The sequence below is a fragment of the Cognatiyoonia koreensis genome, from assembly GCF_900109295.1.
Lineage (GTDB): Bacteria > Pseudomonadota > Alphaproteobacteria > Rhodobacterales > Rhodobacteraceae > Cognatiyoonia > Cognatiyoonia koreensis.
Genome location: NZ_FOIZ01000001.1, coordinates 1,050,996 through 1,069,153, shown reverse-complemented (window position 1 = coordinate 1,069,153; position 18,158 = coordinate 1,050,996). Strand labels below are relative to the sequence as shown.

The 18,158-nt window shown below is 54.1% G+C and carries 12 protein-coding genes and 1 tRNA gene; 4 read left to right on the top strand and 9 right to left on the bottom strand.

Annotation, left to right across the window (positions count from 1 at the left end):
* Positions 1-23: 23 nt before the first annotated feature.
* The 3 genes from trmFO to gyrA all read right to left on the bottom strand — a co-directional run bounded on the left by trmFO (position 24) and on the right by gyrA (position 4,993).
* Entirely contained in the window at positions 24-1,376 is a 1,353-nt protein-coding gene (trmFO, locus tag BMY44_RS05315; protein ID WP_089991162.1) for a methylenetetrahydrofolate--tRNA-(uracil(54)-C(5))-methyltransferase (FADH(2)-oxidizing) TrmFO, read from the bottom strand.
* Positions 1,377-1,418: 42 nt separating this feature from the next.
* Positions 1,419-2,129, bottom strand: a complete 711-nt coding sequence (locus BMY44_RS05310) for a hypothetical protein (protein WP_089991159.1) — start codon at positions 2,127-2,129, stop codon at positions 1,419-1,421.
* A gap of 101 nt (positions 2,130-2,230) precedes the next feature.
* The gene (gene gyrA / locus BMY44_RS05305) at positions 2,231-4,993 is read right to left on the bottom strand and encodes a DNA gyrase subunit A (protein WP_089991156.1); all 2,763 of its coding nucleotides are present in this window, start codon (positions 4,991-4,993) and stop codon (positions 2,231-2,233) included.
* 195 nt (positions 4,994-5,188) lie between these two features.
* Here gyrA and BMY44_RS05300 point away from each other — a divergent pair, with 195 nt between their 5' ends.
* Entirely contained in the window at positions 5,189-5,452 is a 264-nt protein-coding gene (locus BMY44_RS05300; RefSeq protein ID WP_089991153.1) for an usg protein, read from the top strand.
* An 808-nt stretch (positions 5,453-6,260) separates the two neighbouring features.
* Here the strand turns inward: BMY44_RS05300 and BMY44_RS05295 are convergent.
* Positions 6,261-7,307 carry an ornithine cyclodeaminase gene (locus tag BMY44_RS05295; RefSeq protein WP_089991150.1) on the bottom strand — a complete coding sequence of 349 codons (1,047 nt, stop codon included), beginning with the start codon at positions 7,305-7,307 and terminating at the stop codon, positions 6,261-6,263.
* Positions 7,304-8,221, bottom strand: coding sequence for an arginase (gene rocF, locus BMY44_RS05290; RefSeq protein ID WP_089994580.1), 918 nt, complete (start codon positions 8,219-8,221; stop codon positions 7,304-7,306). The genes BMY44_RS05295 and rocF overlap by 4 nt, the downstream gene beginning before the upstream one ends.
* 86 nt (positions 8,222-8,307) lie before the next feature.
* On the opposite strand from rocF, the gene BMY44_RS05285 reads away from it, so the two are divergent.
* Positions 8,308-8,727 (top strand): Lrp/AsnC family transcriptional regulator, encoded by a 420-nt coding sequence (locus BMY44_RS05285; protein WP_089991147.1) that lies wholly within the window; start codon positions 8,308-8,310, stop codon positions 8,725-8,727.
* On the opposite strand, the gene BMY44_RS05280 is transcribed toward BMY44_RS05285, so the two are convergent.
* Positions 8,684-9,166, bottom strand: coding sequence for a disulfide bond formation protein B (locus tag BMY44_RS05280; RefSeq protein WP_089991144.1), 483 nt, complete (start codon positions 9,164-9,166; stop codon positions 8,684-8,686). The genes BMY44_RS05285 and BMY44_RS05280 overlap by 44 nt on opposite strands.
* Positions 9,163-9,741 (bottom strand): YqaA family protein, encoded by a 579-nt coding sequence (locus BMY44_RS05275; RefSeq protein WP_089991141.1) that lies wholly within the window; start codon positions 9,739-9,741, stop codon positions 9,163-9,165. The genes BMY44_RS05280 and BMY44_RS05275 overlap by 4 nt, the downstream gene beginning before the upstream one ends.
* Positions 9,742-9,858: 117 nt before the next feature.
* Between BMY44_RS05275 and ypfJ the strand changes: the two genes are divergently transcribed.
* On the top strand, positions 9,859-10,710 hold the full coding sequence (gene ypfJ / locus BMY44_RS05270) for a KPN_02809 family neutral zinc metallopeptidase (RefSeq protein WP_089991138.1): 852 nt from the start codon (positions 9,859-9,861) through the stop codon (positions 10,708-10,710).
* A gap of 15 nt (positions 10,711-10,725) precedes the next feature.
* Here the strand turns inward: ypfJ and BMY44_RS05265 are convergent, their stop codons facing one another.
* Positions 10,726-11,646, bottom strand: coding sequence for a hypothetical protein (locus tag BMY44_RS05265; protein WP_089991135.1), 921 nt, complete (start codon positions 11,644-11,646; stop codon positions 10,726-10,728).
* Between the two features lie 105 nt (positions 11,647-11,751).
* Positions 11,752-11,837 (bottom strand) — tRNA-Leu (locus BMY44_RS05260).
* 1,012 nt (positions 11,838-12,849) lie between these two features.
* Between BMY44_RS05260 and BMY44_RS05255 the strand changes: the two genes are divergently transcribed.
* On the top strand, positions 12,850-18,027 hold the full coding sequence (locus tag BMY44_RS05255) for a Hint domain-containing protein (protein ID WP_089991133.1): 5,178 nt from the start codon (positions 12,850-12,852) through the stop codon (positions 18,025-18,027).
* Positions 18,028-18,158 lie beyond the last annotated feature (131 nt).

Sequence of the window (18,158 nt, the reverse complement as noted above, 5' to 3'; positions counted from 1 at the left end):
ATGCCTTAACGTAGGCCCGGGAGTCAGGCTGCGTCTAGTGCCTTCTGGGTAAGCCAAGCCAACCAATCGGCCTTTGCGCGGTCAGTATAGCCCTTGTATCGTTCCTTCCGACCCTTCCGACCGCCTTTCGTTCCTTCAAGTGGCGGGAATAGACCAAAGTTTACATTCATCGGCTGAAACGATTTTGCATCGGCACCACCGGTGATGTGTGTAACAAGTGCGCCCATCGCGGTCGTGTCCGGCACAGCCACCAGCTTCTCACCGTTAAGCTCTGCAGCGGCCATTCGGCCGGCTAGCAAACCCATAGCGGCGCTTTCGACGTAGCCTTCCACGCCGGTGATCTGCCCTGCGAAGCGGAGGTGGGGCTTACTCCGTAACCGCATCTCTTCGTCCAACAAAATCGGTGAGTTGATAAAAGTATTGCGGTGAATGCCACCAAGTCGGGCAAACTCGGCGTTTTCCAGGCCGGGTATCATAGAAAAAACAGCCTTCTGCGCGCCATACTTCATCTTGGTTTGAAATCCGACAATATTGTAGAGCGTGCCAAGTTTATTGTCGCGGCGCAGCTGGACAACTGCATAAGGCTTATTCGTGGGATCGTGACTGTTCGTTAAACCAACTGGCTTCATCGGACCAAATCGCAATGTCTCCCGGCCCCGTTCGGCCATGACTTCGATTGGCAAGCAGCCATCGAAATACTTTGCAGTCTCGCCCTCCTTGAACTCGGTCTTTTCCGCAGCGAGAAGAGCGTCAATGAATAACTCGTATTGGTCCTTGGACATCGGACAATTCAAATAGGCGGTCCGCTCTTCCTCGGTTTCTCCCTTGTCATAACGAGACTGCATCCAAGCCACATTCATATTGATGCTGTCTTTGTAAGCGATAGGTGCGATGGCATCGAAAAACGCCAACGCATCGGCACCCGTTTCCCGCTGGATTGCTTCAGCCAAACTACCGGACGTCAATGGGCCAGTGGCAATAATCCAACGACCTTCTTCCGGCAAAGAAGTGATTTCTTCATAGGACACTGAAATGCGTGGATGAGACTTGAGGGCAGCGGTCACGCTCTCGGCAAACGGATCACGATCCACAGCCAACGCACCACCCGCTGGCAATCGGTGCTTTTGCGCCATGTCCATGATCAATCCGCCCGCTTGGCGCATTTCCCAATGCAACAATCCGACGGCGTTCTGTTCGTGATCGTCGGAACGAAATGAATTTGAACAAACCATTTCACCCAAATTACCAGTCCGGTGGGCGAAAGTTTCGACCTTGGGGCGCATTTCGTGGATAACAACAGAAAGACCCGCGTTAGCTGCCTGCCACGCGGCCTCGGACCCGGCCATACCACCGCCGATGATGTGAAGTGTGCTCATGCCCGCGATGTAGTTGAATCGCGGGCATTTGCAAAGATGTGTTTAGAACTTTGGCAGTGCTTCAAAGATTGAACGCTGACCAAATGTTGTGCCGCGTGCAGCGCCAAAATTGATGCGCGCACCCACCCCTACAAAGGTTTCACTTTCATCGGTTCCACCGTCATCGACGCTCACGTTGCCAACTTCAGCATACAGCGAAGGGCCACCAGTGATCGTATATTCAGCACCAATCGAGATCGTGGAGGCGGAACCCTCGTCACCAGAGTCAGAGAATGCAGCACCGCCCTTGAACGAGATCGATTCCGAAAATGCGTAGTTTCCATCAACACCAAAGATCATCGTTTCCGCATCATTATCGGCCATACCAATGTAGCCTTCGACCTGGCCGCCCATGAACTCGGTGCCACCTTCGACACCGAAAATATTGATCGAGTCGCCGTCTTCAAGCTTGTCCTGCCCGTAAAATCCACCAAGGGAAGCGGTGTCGCTCAGATGATATACGCCGTGCAGCGTGGCACTTGTCGCGTCTTGGTCCAAGCTGTCGAAACGATAGCTTGAAACGTCGGCGCTAACCGCGAACTGGCGATTAATGCCATACTCGATTGCACCAAAGTAGTTTGTCCCGACAAATTCGTCGAAATCGGTAGGTTGCGTTACCTCTACACCAATGGAGCCACCGGTGACGCCCTGCGCCATGGCATCTGATCCGATAACTGCCAAAACGGCAGCCGTAATGAAGGTTTGCTTTGACATTGCTCTAGCCTCAAATCGTTTTTCACTGAGGTTTTATACCTCTTGAGGCTATCGTTATCGGTTTTTCACCTTTGTCGCAACAAAACCTTGTTTTTGACCTATTATTCGGTTGAAGAAGCGGAATCTGTTGCCTCTGCGTCATCATCTTCGCCCTGATCCGCAATCCAGGCCACGCTGACGACCGTCTCACCTTTGCCGGTATCAAAGACTTTAACGCCCCCCGCACCCCTGCTGCGGAAGCTGATACCTTCAACCGGAACGCGAATGGATTGACCGGTTGAAGTCACCAACATGATCTGATCGCCAAGCTCGACGGGGAAGGATGTAACCAAAGGACCGCCCCGCATTGCCTTGTCCATCGCGGCAACGCCCATACCACCACGTCCACGGACCGGATAGTCATGACTGGATGACAGTTTGCCGGAGCCTTTTGCTGTGATGGTGAGGATCAGGTTTTCGGCCGCGGACATCTCGGCATACCGTTCTGGGCTGATCGCGCCAGCAGGGGCCGCATCTTCATCTTCGTTCTCTGCATCATCAGTCAGACCCGCCATCGCACGGCGCATTTTTAGATATGCTGCTCGTTCATCGGCCTCGGCCTCAAAGTGTCGTATGATCGACATGCTGACGACCTTGTCGTCGCCTTGAAGCCTGATCCCGCGTACCCCAACGGATCCGCGACTATTGAAGACTCGCACAGCTGTTGCCGGGAATCGGATCGCACGTCCGGAATCGGTCACAAGCATGACATCATCGTCATTCGACGCGATGCGGGCATTGATCAGCGTTGTCTTCTCATGCTCGCCCTCGAATTTCATCGCGATCTTACCGTTCGATTTCACATTGGTGAAATCAGAAAGCTTATTCCGGCGCACCGTTCCAGCGGATGTCGCAAAGACGACCTGCAGATCGTCCCATTCATCTTCAGCCCGATCGACTGGCATGATGGCAGCGATGGAAACACCGGGTGGAATGGGCAGGATATTGACAATGGCCTTGCCTTTGGCTGTGCGTGAACCGAGCGGCAGGCGCCAGGTCTTGAGCTTGTAGACCATTCCGTCCGTCGTAAAGAACAACAACTGCGTGTGCGTATTGGCCACGAAAAGCGTTGTCACCACGTCCTCTTCTTTTGTCTGCATTGACGTCAGACCTTTGCCGCCACGCCGCTGAGCGCGGAAATCGGCAAGTGCGGTGCGTTTGATGTATCCACCGGATGTAACTGTCACGACCATATCTTCGCGTTCGATCAAATCTTCGTCGTCCATATCGCCGGCCCAGTCGACGATTTGGGTCCGGCGCGGCACGGCAAACAGGTTTTTGACTTCGCTCAGTTCATCTCGAATGATCTGCATGATCCGATCACGCGATCCTAGGATTTCGAGGTACTCCTTGATTTTTGCAGCAAGTTCTTCAAGTTCGTCGGTGACTTCTTTCACACCGATCTGGGTCAGGCGCTGCAAACGCAGGTCGAGAATGGCACGTGCCTGAGTTTCCGACAGGTTATATGTGCCATCTTCATTTGCTGTATGGGTCGGATCGTCGATGAGCTTGATGTAATCAAGGATCGATTCCGCAGGCCAGCGCCGCTCCATCAGCTTGGCACGGGCGGTAGCGGCATCAGCAGAGGACCGAATTGTCGCAACAACCTCGTCAATGTTGGTCACAGCCACAGCCAAACCACACAGAATATGGCTCCGTTCGCGTGCCTTGCGCAGTTCGAACGCGGTGCGGCGGGCCACAACATCTTCACGGAAATCGATGAACGAGGTCAGGAACCGGCGTAGGGTCAATTGCTCCGGCTTGCCGCCATTCAAGGCCAGCATGTTACAGCCAAAATAGGTCTGCATAGGCGTAAAGCGGAATAGCTGGTTCAATACCACCTCCGCCGTCGCATCGCGCTTCAACTCCACAACAACCCGGACACCATTACGGTCGGATTCGTCCTGAACATGCGCTATGCCTTCGATGCGTTTCTCGCGTGCCGCTTCAGCTATCTTATCGATCATTGACGATTTGTTCACCTGGTACGGAATCTCATCAATTACAATGGCGTAGCGATCCTTCCTTAACTCTTCGACGTGCGTCTTAGAACGGATGATAACAGAGCCACGCCCTTCCAAATAAGCTTTGCGCGCACCGGACCGGCCCAGCATGATACCGCCTGTCGGGAAATCCGGACCTGGCACGTATTCGATCAACTGCTCTGACGAAAGATCAGGCTCGTCAATCAGTGCGAGCGTCGCGTCCACCACCTCACCAAGATTGTGTGGCGGGATATTCGTCGCCATACCGACCGCAATTCCGCCAGCCCCGTTAACCAGCATATTCGGGAAACGGGCCGGCAAGACCGTTGGCTCTCGGTCCTTACCGTCGTAATTGTCTTGGAAATCGACCGTATCCTTATCGATATCTGCAAGAAGGTAGGCCGCAGGTTTGTCCATGCGAACTTCAGTATAGCGCATCGCCGCAGCGTTATCGCCGTCCATTGAGCCAAAGTTGCCCTGTCCATCGAGCAACGGCAGGGACATCGAGAAATCCTGCGCCATGCGGACCAAGGCCTCGTAGATCGCGCTGTCGCCGTGGGGGTGATACTTCCCCATGACATCGCCGACTGGACGGGCGGATTTGCGATAGGACTTATCGTGCGTATTGCCTGTTTCATGCATCGCATAAAGGATACGACGGTGTACCGGCTTCAGCCCGTCACGCAGATCTGGAATCGCTCGCGAAACGATGACAGACATGGCATAATCCAAGTAGGATGTGCGCATCTCATCAATGATCGAAACCGTCGGGCCATCATAAACTGGCCGAGGCGGAACATTTTCTTCATCATTTTCAGGGGTTTCTGGTGTATCGCTCACATCACTCGCCTGTTCTTTTTCGCATCACTAGATGTCGTTTTCCGGACTTTATCAGACACCCTATATGGCGTGCAATGGGCGTGGCGCAGACTCTTTGGCAGCCACCAAATATGATTGCTAATAATATGTTTTCATTGACTTATATTTGTTCTGTGGTTGGCTGAAGGAATAAAGCCAAGAAACGATGAGGTTTACATGACCGAAACAGAATTGCTGTTAAAGGGATACGGGCTGACGACTGCTGAAATTTTCTACCGTATGCCGGATCATCAAAGCGTGTTGAACACCTTTATCTGGCAGGAATATGATCTTGCGCCTGACCACGACCGTCTCTTCCAGTTTATCGAGTTCTGGCAACGCGAACTCGACGGTCCGCTGCATTCGGTAAAATTCGTACATCGCAAAATGATCTCGCCTGGCGAATGGCGGAACGTGACAGGCGAATTCACGCTGCATTAAGCTTGCTGGACGTTCAAATATTCAGCAGTACCGGCCATGCTGGATGATACGACACGCGACTGGTTCAAAGGCACAAATGATTTTGCGACCTGCGATTGCACATTGCGTTGCAATGATTGTCGCAGTTCTGGTCGCATCGAAAGTCTATAAATCAACTCTCGCAAAATCCGATGTGCAGTTCCTAGCTCCGCTATTTGTTATCATGCTTTCGCATATGCTTTGGGTCAGGGGCGCTGGTCGAACGTAGCGCGGAAGGAATAACCAACAAACTGAGTTTTAACGGCAAGATTACCGCGACAGTGTCCTAATGGGTCAACGCGCCGCAGCAGGTCCCGCAATACTTGCGATTGGCGCGCGCTCGATGACGCGCAGAGAACTTGAATGAGTACTCTTGTTGCGTCCGACCCGGTCATTCCAGACCTATGCACGTACGCAGTTGATGCGGAAGATCCGGCTGGTAAAAAGCAAGTGTATCAGGTTCACCGCAAATTGCGTTCTGTGGATCGGTGCCTTTTTGTTTTTTTCCCGGCTGGGATGCTTTCGGCGCACTCATCATAAAGACGGCGATTACCGTTTGCGCAATCCACTCCGTCGGTATGGAACGGTTCTTGATCCGCCAAAGCTTTGCGAGTCCAGAATGGCTGGAATAAGTGCTTTTCTGGCTTGGCACGCTGGTTGGCAAAGCCGGGACTGAAGACGGGGCAATGGGATCCTGGCTATTGTTTCATCAGATGCTGCGCACGGATCGGCTTGGCCTAGGGTATGACCTGCCTTAGTCAGAGCCACCAAGGGCCGGCCTGGTGCGCGTTCAGCCTGCGCGTAACACCATTCCGAATAGATCACGCGGATCGTCGGGGTCCGCGATCATGTCCAATTCGCGATAGAGTGCGGTCCCCTTGATCGCACGTTGAACATAGCGCAGGGCAGAAAAATCCTCGATCGCGAATCCGACACCGTCAAACAAAGTAACTTCGGACGCTGATTTGCGACCCTCGATCCGTCCTGCGATGACCTGCCACAGCTCAGTGACAGGATGATCGGCATCCATCTGCTGGATCTCACCTTCAATCCGCGTCTGCGGTGGATATTCCACAAAAACGGACGCGCGGGCCACAACGTCACGATGCAGCTCGGTCTTGCCCGGACAATCCCCACCGATGGCGTTGATATGCACGCCTGCGCCGACAAGGTTGTCGGTCAGAATTGTCTGATAGTTTTTATCTGCCGTCGCCGTCGTGATGATATCCGCGCCTTCGATAACTTCTTCAGGGCTTTGGCACTTGATAATTTTGATTCCAAGCCCTTTCAGATTGGCAGCACATTTCTCGGTCGCAGAAGGGTCGATATCGTAAAGGCGCGCCGTATCGATACCGCATACGGCCTTAAGTGCGAGTATTTGGAACTCTGATTGCGCACCATTGCCAATCATCGCCATCGTCCGCGCTGATTTTTGGGCAAGATGCTTTGTCGCAACCGCGGACATTGCTGCGGTGCGTAGCGCCGTCAGAACGGTCATTTCGCTCACCAACACGGGATAGCCTGTGCGGACATCGGCCAGCAGGCCAAAGCCAGTGACGGTCTGCAATCCCGCAGCTGCATTCTTCGGGTGGCCGTTTACATATTTGAAACCGTACAACTCACCATCGGAAGTCGGCATAAGTTCGATGACACCAACGTCAGAGTGGGATGGGATGCGCGGCGTCTTGTCGAATAACTCCCATCGCTTGAAATCCTCTTCGATTTCATGGGCGATTTCGGTCAACATCTTCTCGATACCGACGTGATGGATCAGCTTCATCATGTTTGCGACGCTGACGAACGGAACCATCGCCAATTCTGAAGGTTTCAAGTTCATTTGATGCTCCGGGTCGGGCGGTCAAAGACGCGACGACCCAACAGTGATGCAGTCAGGTCTGTCATCAGGTTCGCTGTTTTTCCGCGATCGTCGAGAAACGGATTAAGCTCTACAAGGTCAAGGGATGCGACGACGCCGCTGTCAGACAGCATTTCCATAACCAGGTGACCTTCGCGGACTGTCGCGCCCCCCGGCACCGTCGTGCCTACCGCCGGTGCCACGGCAGGGTCGAGAAAGTCTACATCCAAGGATACATGCAAGACGCCATTGACCGCTTTGATCCGTTCGAGAAACGCGGCGAGTGGTGTTGCGATCCCCGTTTCGTCAATCATGCGCATATCGACCACGTCGATATCCATCGCCTGCAATGCACTGTGCTCTGCCGGGTCGACGGAGCGAAGGCCAATCATACAGATATTTGCCGGATCGACGGGAACTGGCAGGGGGGGAAACATCTCGAAACCGTCGCGGCCCGTAATATAGCCGACGGGGGTGCCGTGCAGATTCCCACTATCAGTCGTCGTTGGCGTGTGAATGTCACTGTGTGCATCAAGCCAGAGCACAAAGAACGGGCGATCCTTCTTCGCCCAATGGGCCGCCATGCCAGCTGCCGTGCCAGCGGCAAGCGCGTGATCACCCCCCATGAAAATCGGCATCCCGTCTTCCGCGTGCGCCTGTGCAGCAGCCAACAGCGTTTCGGTCCAGCCGATAACATCAGGCAGTTTATGAAGATGCGAATCTTCAGGCACGTCAGAGGGCGCAGGGGCAAGATTTCCTACGTCAGTGACCGTGTGGCCCAAAGCAGCGATTGCCTCAGCCAAACCAGCGGTGCGGTATGCGTCAGGGCCCATGAGACAGCCCTGGCGTCGCTTTCCGCAATCGACCGGGGCTCCAATTAAGATACAATGTGTCATAAACGCAGTCTCCAATGCCGAATGGAATTTGATAAGCCCCCAAATCGTGCAATAGGTCCATAGATCAATCACAATGGACAATCGCATTGGACAAAACGGACAATCAACTTATCGCTTTGCTGCGCAAGAACGGACGTGCGACCTTGTCCGAACTCGCAGCAGATCTTGGTATTCAGCGCAGTACGGTTCGGGTTCGCTTGGATCGGCTGGTTTCGGGCGGCGAGATCACCGGCTTCACCGTTCAAACCCGCGCCGATGTGAGCGATTTTCCAGTACGCGGGTTGATGATGCTTGCGATCACGGGACGTGGCGCGGACAAGGTTAGCAAGCGATTACGCCAGATTAGAGAAGTACAGGCGGTTCACTCAACAAATGGCTCTTGGGATCTAATTGCTGAAATCGGTACGGACTCTCTCGAAGCCTTCGACAAAGTCCTGACGGACGTCCGGAAACTGGACGAAATCACGCGGTCCGAGACGAACCTTCTTTTGTCAACGCGGCGCTAATCCACAGTGTACAAAGTCCAAGTGAAATCAGCATATTCCATGTTGCCATAGACAGCGTCAGGAATTCCCAACTAACCTGATCGCACATCACAAGAATTGGCCCGTCGGTGGCCAAGAGATCACCACCCGAGAGGCTGCCCAGATTCTGACCGCCGCCGCCTGTGCAACTGCTTGGTCCCTCCCACCATTTGCGTTCGACTCCGGTATGGTATGCACCAATGCCAGCCGTGGTTGCCGTAGCAATGGCACCAGACAACTGCAGGAGGGGGGTGTGAATCCTAATTGCAAGGACGCCAATCAGGATTGCAGCAGCATGCGGCCACCGTTGCCACAGGCACATCGCGCAAGGGGGATAGCCTATCACCTGAAAAAGAAACGCACCGGCAAGCAGCCCGAAAGATCCGAAAGCGGCAAAAAAAGTCAGACCTTCACGGCTCATAGATAGCCCACCAGAAAGAACCCGCCGATCAAGATCGCACAGAACAATATGAACATGAGGCCGAGCCGACGTTCGATAAAGTCACGGATAGGTGCTCCGAACTGCCAAAGTAAGGTTGCAACGATGAAGAATCGTAGCGCGCGGGCAATTACTGCCGACAAAATGAAGACGGGCAATGACAACTGCGTCGCTCCCGAAGCAATCGTGATGACCTTAAACGGAAACGGAGTGACGCCCGCAACCAGCACGGCCCAAGCACCGTATTCATTGTAGCGCGATGCAAACTCTGCGAATTTGTCGTCCTTACCGTAGAATTCCAAGATTGGCATTCCGACACTCTCAAGCAGCCCGTACCCTATATAGTAACCCAAAAGCCCGCCCAGAACAGACGATACAGTGGCGACGGCGGCAATCAGAAATGCCTTTCGTGGAGCCGCGAGGATCATCGGGATCATGAGTACGTCAGGGGGGATCGGGAACACTGACGACTCAATGAATGCAACGAAGGCGAGCGCCCACAATGCATATCGGGATTCGGCCAGCGAGAACGTCCAGTCGTATAGCCGTCTGATCATGAATCGCCCGCATTGTCGTTTGTGTTTTTTGCGTTAGGCCACGACCGGCACGAATGGTCAACCTTGTGACAGGATCGAATTCAGGTAGTCTTTGATTAGTCTTGGGGGAATATGCGCATGAAGTGGCAAGGGCGACGCGGAAGCAGAAACATCGAGGATCGACGCAGACGGCGCGGCGGTGGCGCTGCAAAAGCTGGTGGGGGTATCGGGCTGATTGCCATTGTTCTTGTGGCTTATGCGCTTGGGATCGATGTCACCGCACTCCTCGACGATCCGGCCGCTCAGGGGCTCGGGAGTTCCGGGGCGCCGATTACGGCCGCTGATGAAAAAGCGGCTGAATTCGTCTCCGTGACTTTAGCCGATACAGAGGACGTGTGGAGTGATATCTTCAGCAGGCAAGTCGGCGAAGCGTACGTACCGCCCGTGCTGGTTCTCTTCAAGGGAACGACCCAATCCGCATGTGGTGGAGCAAGTGCAGCAACAGGACCATTCTACTGCCCAGTTGAACGCAAAGCGTACCTTGACACAGACTTCTTCGTTTCCCTTGAAAACAGGCTTGGGGCCGGGGGTGATTTTGCGGCTGCTTATGTCGTCGCTCATGAAATTGCGCATCATGTCCAGAACGAACTGGGCATCCTCCCGCAGGTGAACCGGATGCGCGCCCAACTTGATGAAATCCGTTCTAATGAGTTGTCGGTGCGTGTGGAACTTCAGGCTGACTGCTTGGCCGGCATTTGGACGCGGTCAGTGCAGCAGAAATTTGGTACGCTTGAACAAGGTGATATCGCTGAGGCACTCAATGCGGCAGCCCAGATTGGGGACGACACGTTGCAACGGAACGCTGGCCGCGCCATGCGTCCTCACACTTTTACTCACGGCACGAGCGCACAACGCCAACGATGGTTTATCCGCGGTTTGGAAAGCGGTGACATCGAGGACTGTGATACATTTTCTGCATCACAGCTGTGATTGGAAAGTCTCTGGCTATGTTTCGTCGAATGCGCGCGCGACCATGCGTTTGAGCACAGGCACCTTATCCACAAACTTTGCCCGGTGTTCGGCAGTCAAGACGTCGTTCACGAACTGGCGCACGTAATCAAAATCACCCAGAGCTGTTGCGGCGCGTATGATCAGGGATATGGGCTGAGCGCCTTGATCGATCTTGAAGGCCTCTTCGCCATGACGCAGTGCCTCATCGCGATCCTTCTCGCGCATTTTTTCATTGCCAACGTTGATGTGCCAGGCCACCGAACCTTTCGTGGGTAATTTGATTTCGGGGAACTCACCCGTCTCGAATACGGCTTTGACGACGGAACTAAGCATGCCTGCTTCCTCGATCGTTTTCAGGACCGTATGGCCTGCATAGGGAAGTTCAACATAACGTGCGTGTGGAAATGCCGGCTTGATGGCCCCTTCCATGTACAAAATGTCATTTGGCTCTTTTGGGTCGGTCAGGATGATCGGCGGGACATCACTCTTGGGAACATCTGCAAGCGGAATATGCGCGCGCATCAAATCGTGATATTTGGGTCGTTGAAAACCTGTCCAGCTTGGCAACATAGGTGCACCTGCAAGAACTTCTGCATTGATCGTGCCACCATAGTACAGGGCTGCATACGCCCCAAGACTGGATCCGTAACAGACAACCCTACGGGATTTTGAAACCGGTCTAAGCGCATCCTGAAACGCATCCAGGGACAGACCTTGAAAATGTGATTCATACCGCTGTGCAACATAAACAGTTTCATAACCGTTCTTCAGAGCAAAATCTGTCCCAAAGCCCTTTTCGGCCATTTGACCGGGTTGACCGGCAAAGGTGACGACAAGCGTGTCGTGCTGCTGATCTCCGAGGTGACGGGTGATGCGGTAATTTGCGGTTTCATCAAGGATTGTCGTGTCGACCATTGCCTGTGCCGTCCTTCTTTTGATCAAAGAATTACACAGAGACACAGCCAGGAAAAGCTCCAGGAGCCATATTCACTCTCCAGATCACGAATTATCCAGGAAGGTTGGTAGCCGTGGCCGGACTTGAACCGGCACGCCCGCGAAGGCAACGGATTTTGAATCCGTCGTGTCTACCATTCCACCACACGGCCAACCTGTTGGCGGGATACCCTTGGCGTCTTGATTGCGCAAGATCGAAAACCGACGGGACGGTGAAATACGTGCTGACAATCGTGTCCAGCGGTGAAGAACTCCGCCGCGAAACCTATCTCAAAAATCTGTCCAGAACTTCAAAAAAGCCAGAAACAGCCGTTTTCATAATTTAGTCTTGTCAGACAGAAGCAATTGCAAAGAATCACCCGGTCCTCATAACGGCGCCTGACACACTATTGCCGTGGTTTGCATGCAACCGAGAGACAGTCTGCGTGTTTTTTAGGCAATTGTCCTTTGGATTGAAACGAATTGCCCCTTTCTGTGAACGGCCTCTGCCACATTTATAAGGTTAGAGTTAACAACGCTGCGACATATCCACGTTGGAAACAATCTGCTTGGAATCGAGGCCGTTTTACTGACAATAGTGTCATTTGCAGCGCATTCGCCCAAATGAGCAGCTTATTTGTTTCTTGACTCGAAACAATCAACGGAAATCGCTTCACTCTGACGCTGGGTCAATGACCTCCAATAGCAGCTAAGTGGCCATTCCGGGGCAAATTCCCCGTACTTTAGACTTTTTTAACGCTGCACGACCTTGTATCCAAATCTTGCCCAACTGGGGGGCACTGCGACCGATTTGGGCGGTCGCCTGAGCGGAAAGCCGCTTGGTATGTGAGTTGTCTGCAAGGAACGGGGGTTCTCCCTTACCAAGTAGATTTTTGTTAACCTCCGGGTTCGCCCGGAGCCGTAACCGGTATGTGGTGGGGAATACCATGTAATCGGTAACGGTCTTAGAGCGCCGCCATAAGGCGGAGCTCTTGATCGCAGTGTGGAAATGAACGTGACATTGGTTTCTAGCATCACATTCGGGGCAGCCATTTCTGGCTGTTTGGTGTGTTTGCTATCAATGATCATGCGCGAAACATCGCGCGCTTTCTCCCTCCAGCCTGCTTTAGTATCGCCTACGGTCGGGCAAGCCGCCGCCCGTAGCTTCGTGTAGGAGCTGTTCGCATGACAAAAACAATTGATTTTAACAACCTTGGTCGCGGGACCGTAGTTGACAACGAATATACCTCTCAAGGGGTCACAATTTCCGCATTCGGTGGATCGAACAAAGCAATGATCTTTGACACCGCCAACCCGACTGGCGGAGATCACGACCTTGCCACGAACAATCTCGGCAATGTTTTGATAATCTCGGAAGATGGCGACAGCCACGATCCCGATGACAACGCTGGTGGCGGCAAGCTGCGGTTTGATTTTCACGAGGCGGCAGACGTGAAATCACTGACTTTCCTTGACATCGAGGAAGGTGCAGTCGTTCGCTTCTATGACGAAAACAACTGCCTGATCGCGACCCGTCAAGTGGGACCAACGGCAAACAATGGCCAGCTAGTCGCCCATTTCGATGTGGACGGCGTGTACCGCATGGATGTCCAGCTTTGCGGTTCCGGCGCAATCGACAACCTCGTCTTCGATGACAGTTCGGACCTCGATGGGATTGTCGAAGGATCGACCGCGGGCGAGCGCATTGACGCAAACTACACCGGTGACCCGGACGGCGACCGTGTGGACGCCAACGATCAGATTCTGGCCGGCGAAGGTGTCAACGACGACATTATTATGGCCGAAGACGGCGATGATTTCGTACTGGCCGGAAATGGTGACGACGAAGTCTATGGCGGCGGCGGTGACGATACGCTCTGCGGTCAAGACGGCAACGATGAGCTGCACGGCGATAGTGGCGACGACATTCTGGAAGGGATGAACGGCGACGACCTGCTCTTCGGCGGTCTTGGCGATGACCGCGTTTATGGCGATGCGGGTGACGATACGGCGTTCGGTGGTGCTGGCAACGACATCATCCGTGGTGGAACTGGTGATGACCTACTGTACGGCGATACCGGTGGGAACAACACAATCCGTGAAAGTCTTGACTGGGATCTCGCAGGTTCAGGCAATGGGCAAGATCTGAACGGTTTCACCCAGAACACTGGCAACGTCGACGTTACCTTCACGATTCTGAAAGAGAAGGGTTCGGATACCGAATTTGAATCGGACGACCAGCTTGTGTCCGGTATTGATGATGACGGACGTCCGGTCGATGATAACAGCTCTCTATACAGCGTAACAGACGGGAACGGGAACTCCGCTGACTACCGTTTGGATTTCTCCGATCCTGTCGAAAACGTGTCTTTCCGCATCAACGATATCGACGGAGACGGCGTTGTACGTGTCAAAGCATTTGACGCGCATGGAAATGCGATTGCCATCAATCTTGTAGCGGGGTCATGCCTGACTCTTAGCAACACCGACGGCGTGCCAGGTAACGATACGGCCAGCAGCAACGGTGGCTATGCTCCTGATACATCTCCACATTATTCTGTTCTTGTTTCAATTCCAGGTCCCGTCGCACGGATTGAAATCGAACATGACCAGGACGGTGGCGCAAACTCTGGGATCAACGTCACGGACATTTACTTTGATGTCGACATTTCCGGATCCGGTGATGACGATATTGACGGTGGTGCAGGGAACGACACCATTTTCGGGGAAGATGGTGACGACGTTTTGGCCGGCGGTACAGGTGATGACGTTGTCCGTGGCGGTGACGGTAATGACGTACTCGACGGTGGGTCCGGCAACGATATGCTCTTTGGCGGTTCTGGTAATGACACAATTACGGGCGGCGCTGGCAACGATAAGCTGGAAGGCTCTGGCGGCGATGATGTGCTCGACGGTGGTGACGGCGACGATGATATCTGGGGCGGTCGCGGTCAGGACGTGATCACGACCGGCGCTGGTGCGGACACCGTTGATGCCGGTGCTGACGCAGATACAATTTTTGGATCTGCTGGTGATACAATTGATGGCGGCGCGGCCGGGGACGACAATGACGTGCTGGATCTGACAGGACAGGGACCATACATCCTTGCCGGGCCTGATGGCACCGGTTCCCCTGTTCCTGACAGCAACGGCAACGGCTTTGACGGCACTGTTGTTTTCGTCGATGAAGACGGCAACCCAACCGGCGAAACAATATCTTTCACCGAAATTGAATCGATTGTCGGCGATGAAGTGAACCGTGGTCCAGTTGCGAATGATGATGACTTTGGCGCAGGAGAAGACGATCCCGCTGGCATCATTGGAAATGTTCTGACCAACGACAGCGATCCTGACGGCGACGACCTGACAGTTGGCGCGGTCAATGGAGATCCCGCAGGCGTCGGCACCCCCGTCGCCGGAAGCAATGGTGGTCTGGTGACAATCAATCCAGATGGTACCGTCGCGTTTGATCCAAATGGCGAATTCGAAAGCCTTGGCGAAGGTGAAACGGTCGAAACCACAGTGACTTACACAGTGGATGACGGCAATGGAGGCACAACAACCGCGACTGTCACAATCACTGTGACTGGCACGAACGACGATCCAATTGCCGTTGCCGATACAGACAGCACTGATCAGGACACGGCAATCGCACTGGACAATGTTCTGGGCAACGATACCGATCCTGAAGGCGACGATCTGACGGTGTCAGCCGTCAACGGGGCAGGTGGCAACGTTGGCGCACCGGTTGCTGGCGACAATGGTGGTCTTTTAACTATAGGCGCGGACGGCACAGCGTCTTTCGATCCAAACGGCGATTTCGATGACCTTGCAGCAGGTGAGACTGCCGAAACAACAGTGGCCTACACTATCTCTGACGGAAATGGCGGCGAAGATACGACGACTGTCACGATTACAGTGACTGGGTCCAACGATGGTCCAACTGCCGTAGCTGATACGTTTGCTGGTGATGAAGACAACGTCGAAGTCGTTGGTAATGTTCTCGACAACGACGAGGATCCGGATAGCGATCCACTGACCGTTGGGGCGGTCAATGGTAATCCCGCAAATGTGGGGGCACCTGTACCAGCAAACGGTGGTGGCCTTGTGACGATCGCGCAAGACGGCACGGTTACGTTCGATCCAAATGGAGAATTCGACGAACTCGCTCCAGGTGAAACGGCAGAAGTGACTGTAGAATATACAGTGACTGATCCTAGCGGCGCAACGTCGACGGAAACCGTGACAATCACGGTGAACGGGATCAACGACGGCCCTGTTGCGACTGACAACACCTACACGTTCGATCCGACCGAAGCCGCTGGCGATGTTGACGGAAATGTCATCACCGACGACACAGGTAACGGTTCCGACAGTGATCCTGAAAATGACAATCTGTCAGTCTCTGCGGTCGGTGGCGCGGCAGCAGGCGTCGGTGCAGCAGTGGCCGGCGACAATGGTGGTCTGTTCACAATCGGCGCTGACGGAACCGTCGATTTCGACGCAAACGGCGAGTTCGATGATCTTGGCCTTGGTGAAAGTGCATCGACCTCTGTTACTTACACGATCGTCGATGAAAACGGTGCCGAAGACACTGCAACCGTGACGTTCACCGTGGACGGTGTGAACAACGGCACCGTGGAAGGCACAGATGGCGACGATGTCATCCTGCCCGGATATGTTGATGCCGACGGCGATATCGTCGACGGAGAAGACAACATTCTTCCTGGCAAAGAGCCAAATGATGATGTGATCGTTGCAGGAGCCGGCGATGACAGCGTTGTGGCAGGCCTTGGCGACGACACCGTATTCGGCGGTACTGGAAATGACACCATCGACGGCGGCGAAGGAGACGATGTCCTGGACGGCGGCACTGGCGATGACAGCATCACCGGCGGAACTGGTGGCGATTTCATTGAAGGCGGCGACGGCGACGATGTGATCAACGCGGGCAACCACGACGATCCGTTGCCCGATGTCGGTTATCCGCAGCAAGGTCTGTTCCCGGGCTATGATGCTGACCCGGATCCTACGAACGATCTGGACACCGTTTTTGGCGGCGCTGGTAACGATACCATCAGCACCGGTGACGATAACGATACGATTTTCGGCGGCTCTGGTGACGATACGATCGATGCTGGCATCGACGACGACAGCGTTGACGGCGGTACGGGCAATGACACCATCATCGGTAGTGAAGGCAATGACATTATCGACGGTGGCGAAGGCGACGACCTGATCTTTGGCGGTCTCGACCTGTCTGTGCCTGATTTCGTGAATATCCCGGATGACGAACCGAATGAATTCGGCTTCACTGATCTTGTCACTGACAATAACAACGACACTCTGTTTGGTGGCGCTGGTAATGACACAATTTACGGTCAGGACGACGACGACACGCTGTTCGGGGGCACCGGCAAAGACACGCTATTCGGCGGCGTCGACGACGACGAATTGATTGGTGGTGATGGCGACGACACACTGTTTGGAGGTCAGGGTAACGACGATCTCGAAGGCGGCGCTGGCGAGGATGTTCTCGAAGGTGGTGCCGGCGCAGACTTTGCATCTGGTGGCCTTGGTTCGGATACATTCATTGGCGGAAACGGCGGCGATGTAGTTGTCGGTGGTGAAGACCCCGATGGCAGCGATATTGACGTGCTGGATCTGACGGGCTCCGCCGTTGATTTCATCACCTACGATCCGAACGATCCAGAAGCGGGTGTCGTGACGTTCCTTGATGGTTCGACAATGACATTCTCCGAAATCGAGAACGTAATCCCATGTTTCACCCCGGGTACGACGATCGCCACGCCTAAAGGCGAGCGTCTGGTCGAGGAGTTGCAGGTCGGTGACCGTATCATCACACGCGACAACGGAATTCAGGAAATCGCGTGGGTCGGCCACAAGACGATGGACGGTAAGCAGCTTGCTGCGAACCCACATCTCAAGCCGATCCTGATCAAAGCGGGTTCACTTGGCGACGGTCTGCCAGAACGTGATATGCTGGTGTCTCCAAATCACCGTGTCCTGGTTGCATCCGAGATGACACAACTCTACTTTGAAGAGCGCGAAGTCCTCGCCGCCGTCAAACACATGACTGGTGCACAGGGTATCCACGCCGTTGAAGTGATGGCGACGACCTACATCCACTTCATGTTTGAGCGCCACGAAGTGGTGCTTTCGAACGGAGCATGGACGGAAAGCTTCCAGCCGGGCGATTACTCGCTGAAGGGTATCGGCAACAGCCAGCGGAACGAGATTTTCGAACTCTTCCCAGAGCTAGCGACGAAGACCGGGCTCGAGGATTATCAATCCGCACGCAAGGCACTCAAGAAGCACGAAGCCAAGCTTCTTATGAAGTAAATAGAATGCAGCTTGTTCCCAGCGTTGGCGCCGGGGACCAAAGCAGGGGCCATCCGGGGGTGGCCCCTGTTGTTGTTTGGCGCACTAACCTATCTTTCCCAATTGGAGGCGACATCCGATGCGTTGATGAC

Excerpts from the sequence above, each read along its gene's own strand:
- trmFO (WP_089991162.1), bottom strand. The coding sequence starts at position 1,376 with ATGAGCACACTTCACATCATCGGCGGTGGTATGGCCGGGTCCGAGGCC.
- BMY44_RS05310 (WP_089991159.1), bottom strand. The coding sequence starts at position 2,129 with ATGTCAAAGCAAACCTTCATTACGGCTGCCGTTTTGGCAGTTATCGGA.
- BMY44_RS05300 (WP_089991153.1), top strand. The coding sequence starts at position 5,189 with ATGACCGAAACAGAATTGCTGTTAAAGGGATACGGGCTGACGACTGCT.
- BMY44_RS05295 (WP_089991150.1), bottom strand. The coding sequence starts at position 7,307 with ATGAACTTGAAACCTTCAGAATTGGCGATGGTTCCGTTCGTCAGCGTC.
- rocF (WP_089994580.1), bottom strand. The coding sequence starts at position 8,221 with ATGACACATTGTATCTTAATTGGAGCCCCGGTCGATTGCGGAAAGCGA.
- BMY44_RS05280 (WP_089991144.1), bottom strand. The coding sequence starts at position 9,166 with ATGAGCCGTGAAGGTCTGACTTTTTTTGCCGCTTTCGGATCTTTCGGG.
- BMY44_RS05275 (WP_089991141.1), bottom strand. The coding sequence starts at position 9,741 with ATGATCAGACGGCTATACGACTGGACGTTCTCGCTGGCCGAATCCCGA.
- ypfJ (WP_089991138.1), top strand. The coding sequence starts at position 9,859 with ATGAAGTGGCAAGGGCGACGCGGAAGCAGAAACATCGAGGATCGACGC.
- BMY44_RS05265 (WP_089991135.1), bottom strand. The coding sequence starts at position 11,646 with ATGGTCGACACGACAATCCTTGATGAAACCGCAAATTACCGCATCACC.
- BMY44_RS05255 (WP_089991133.1), top strand. The coding sequence starts at position 12,850 with ATGACAAAAACAATTGATTTTAACAACCTTGGTCGCGGGACCGTAGTT.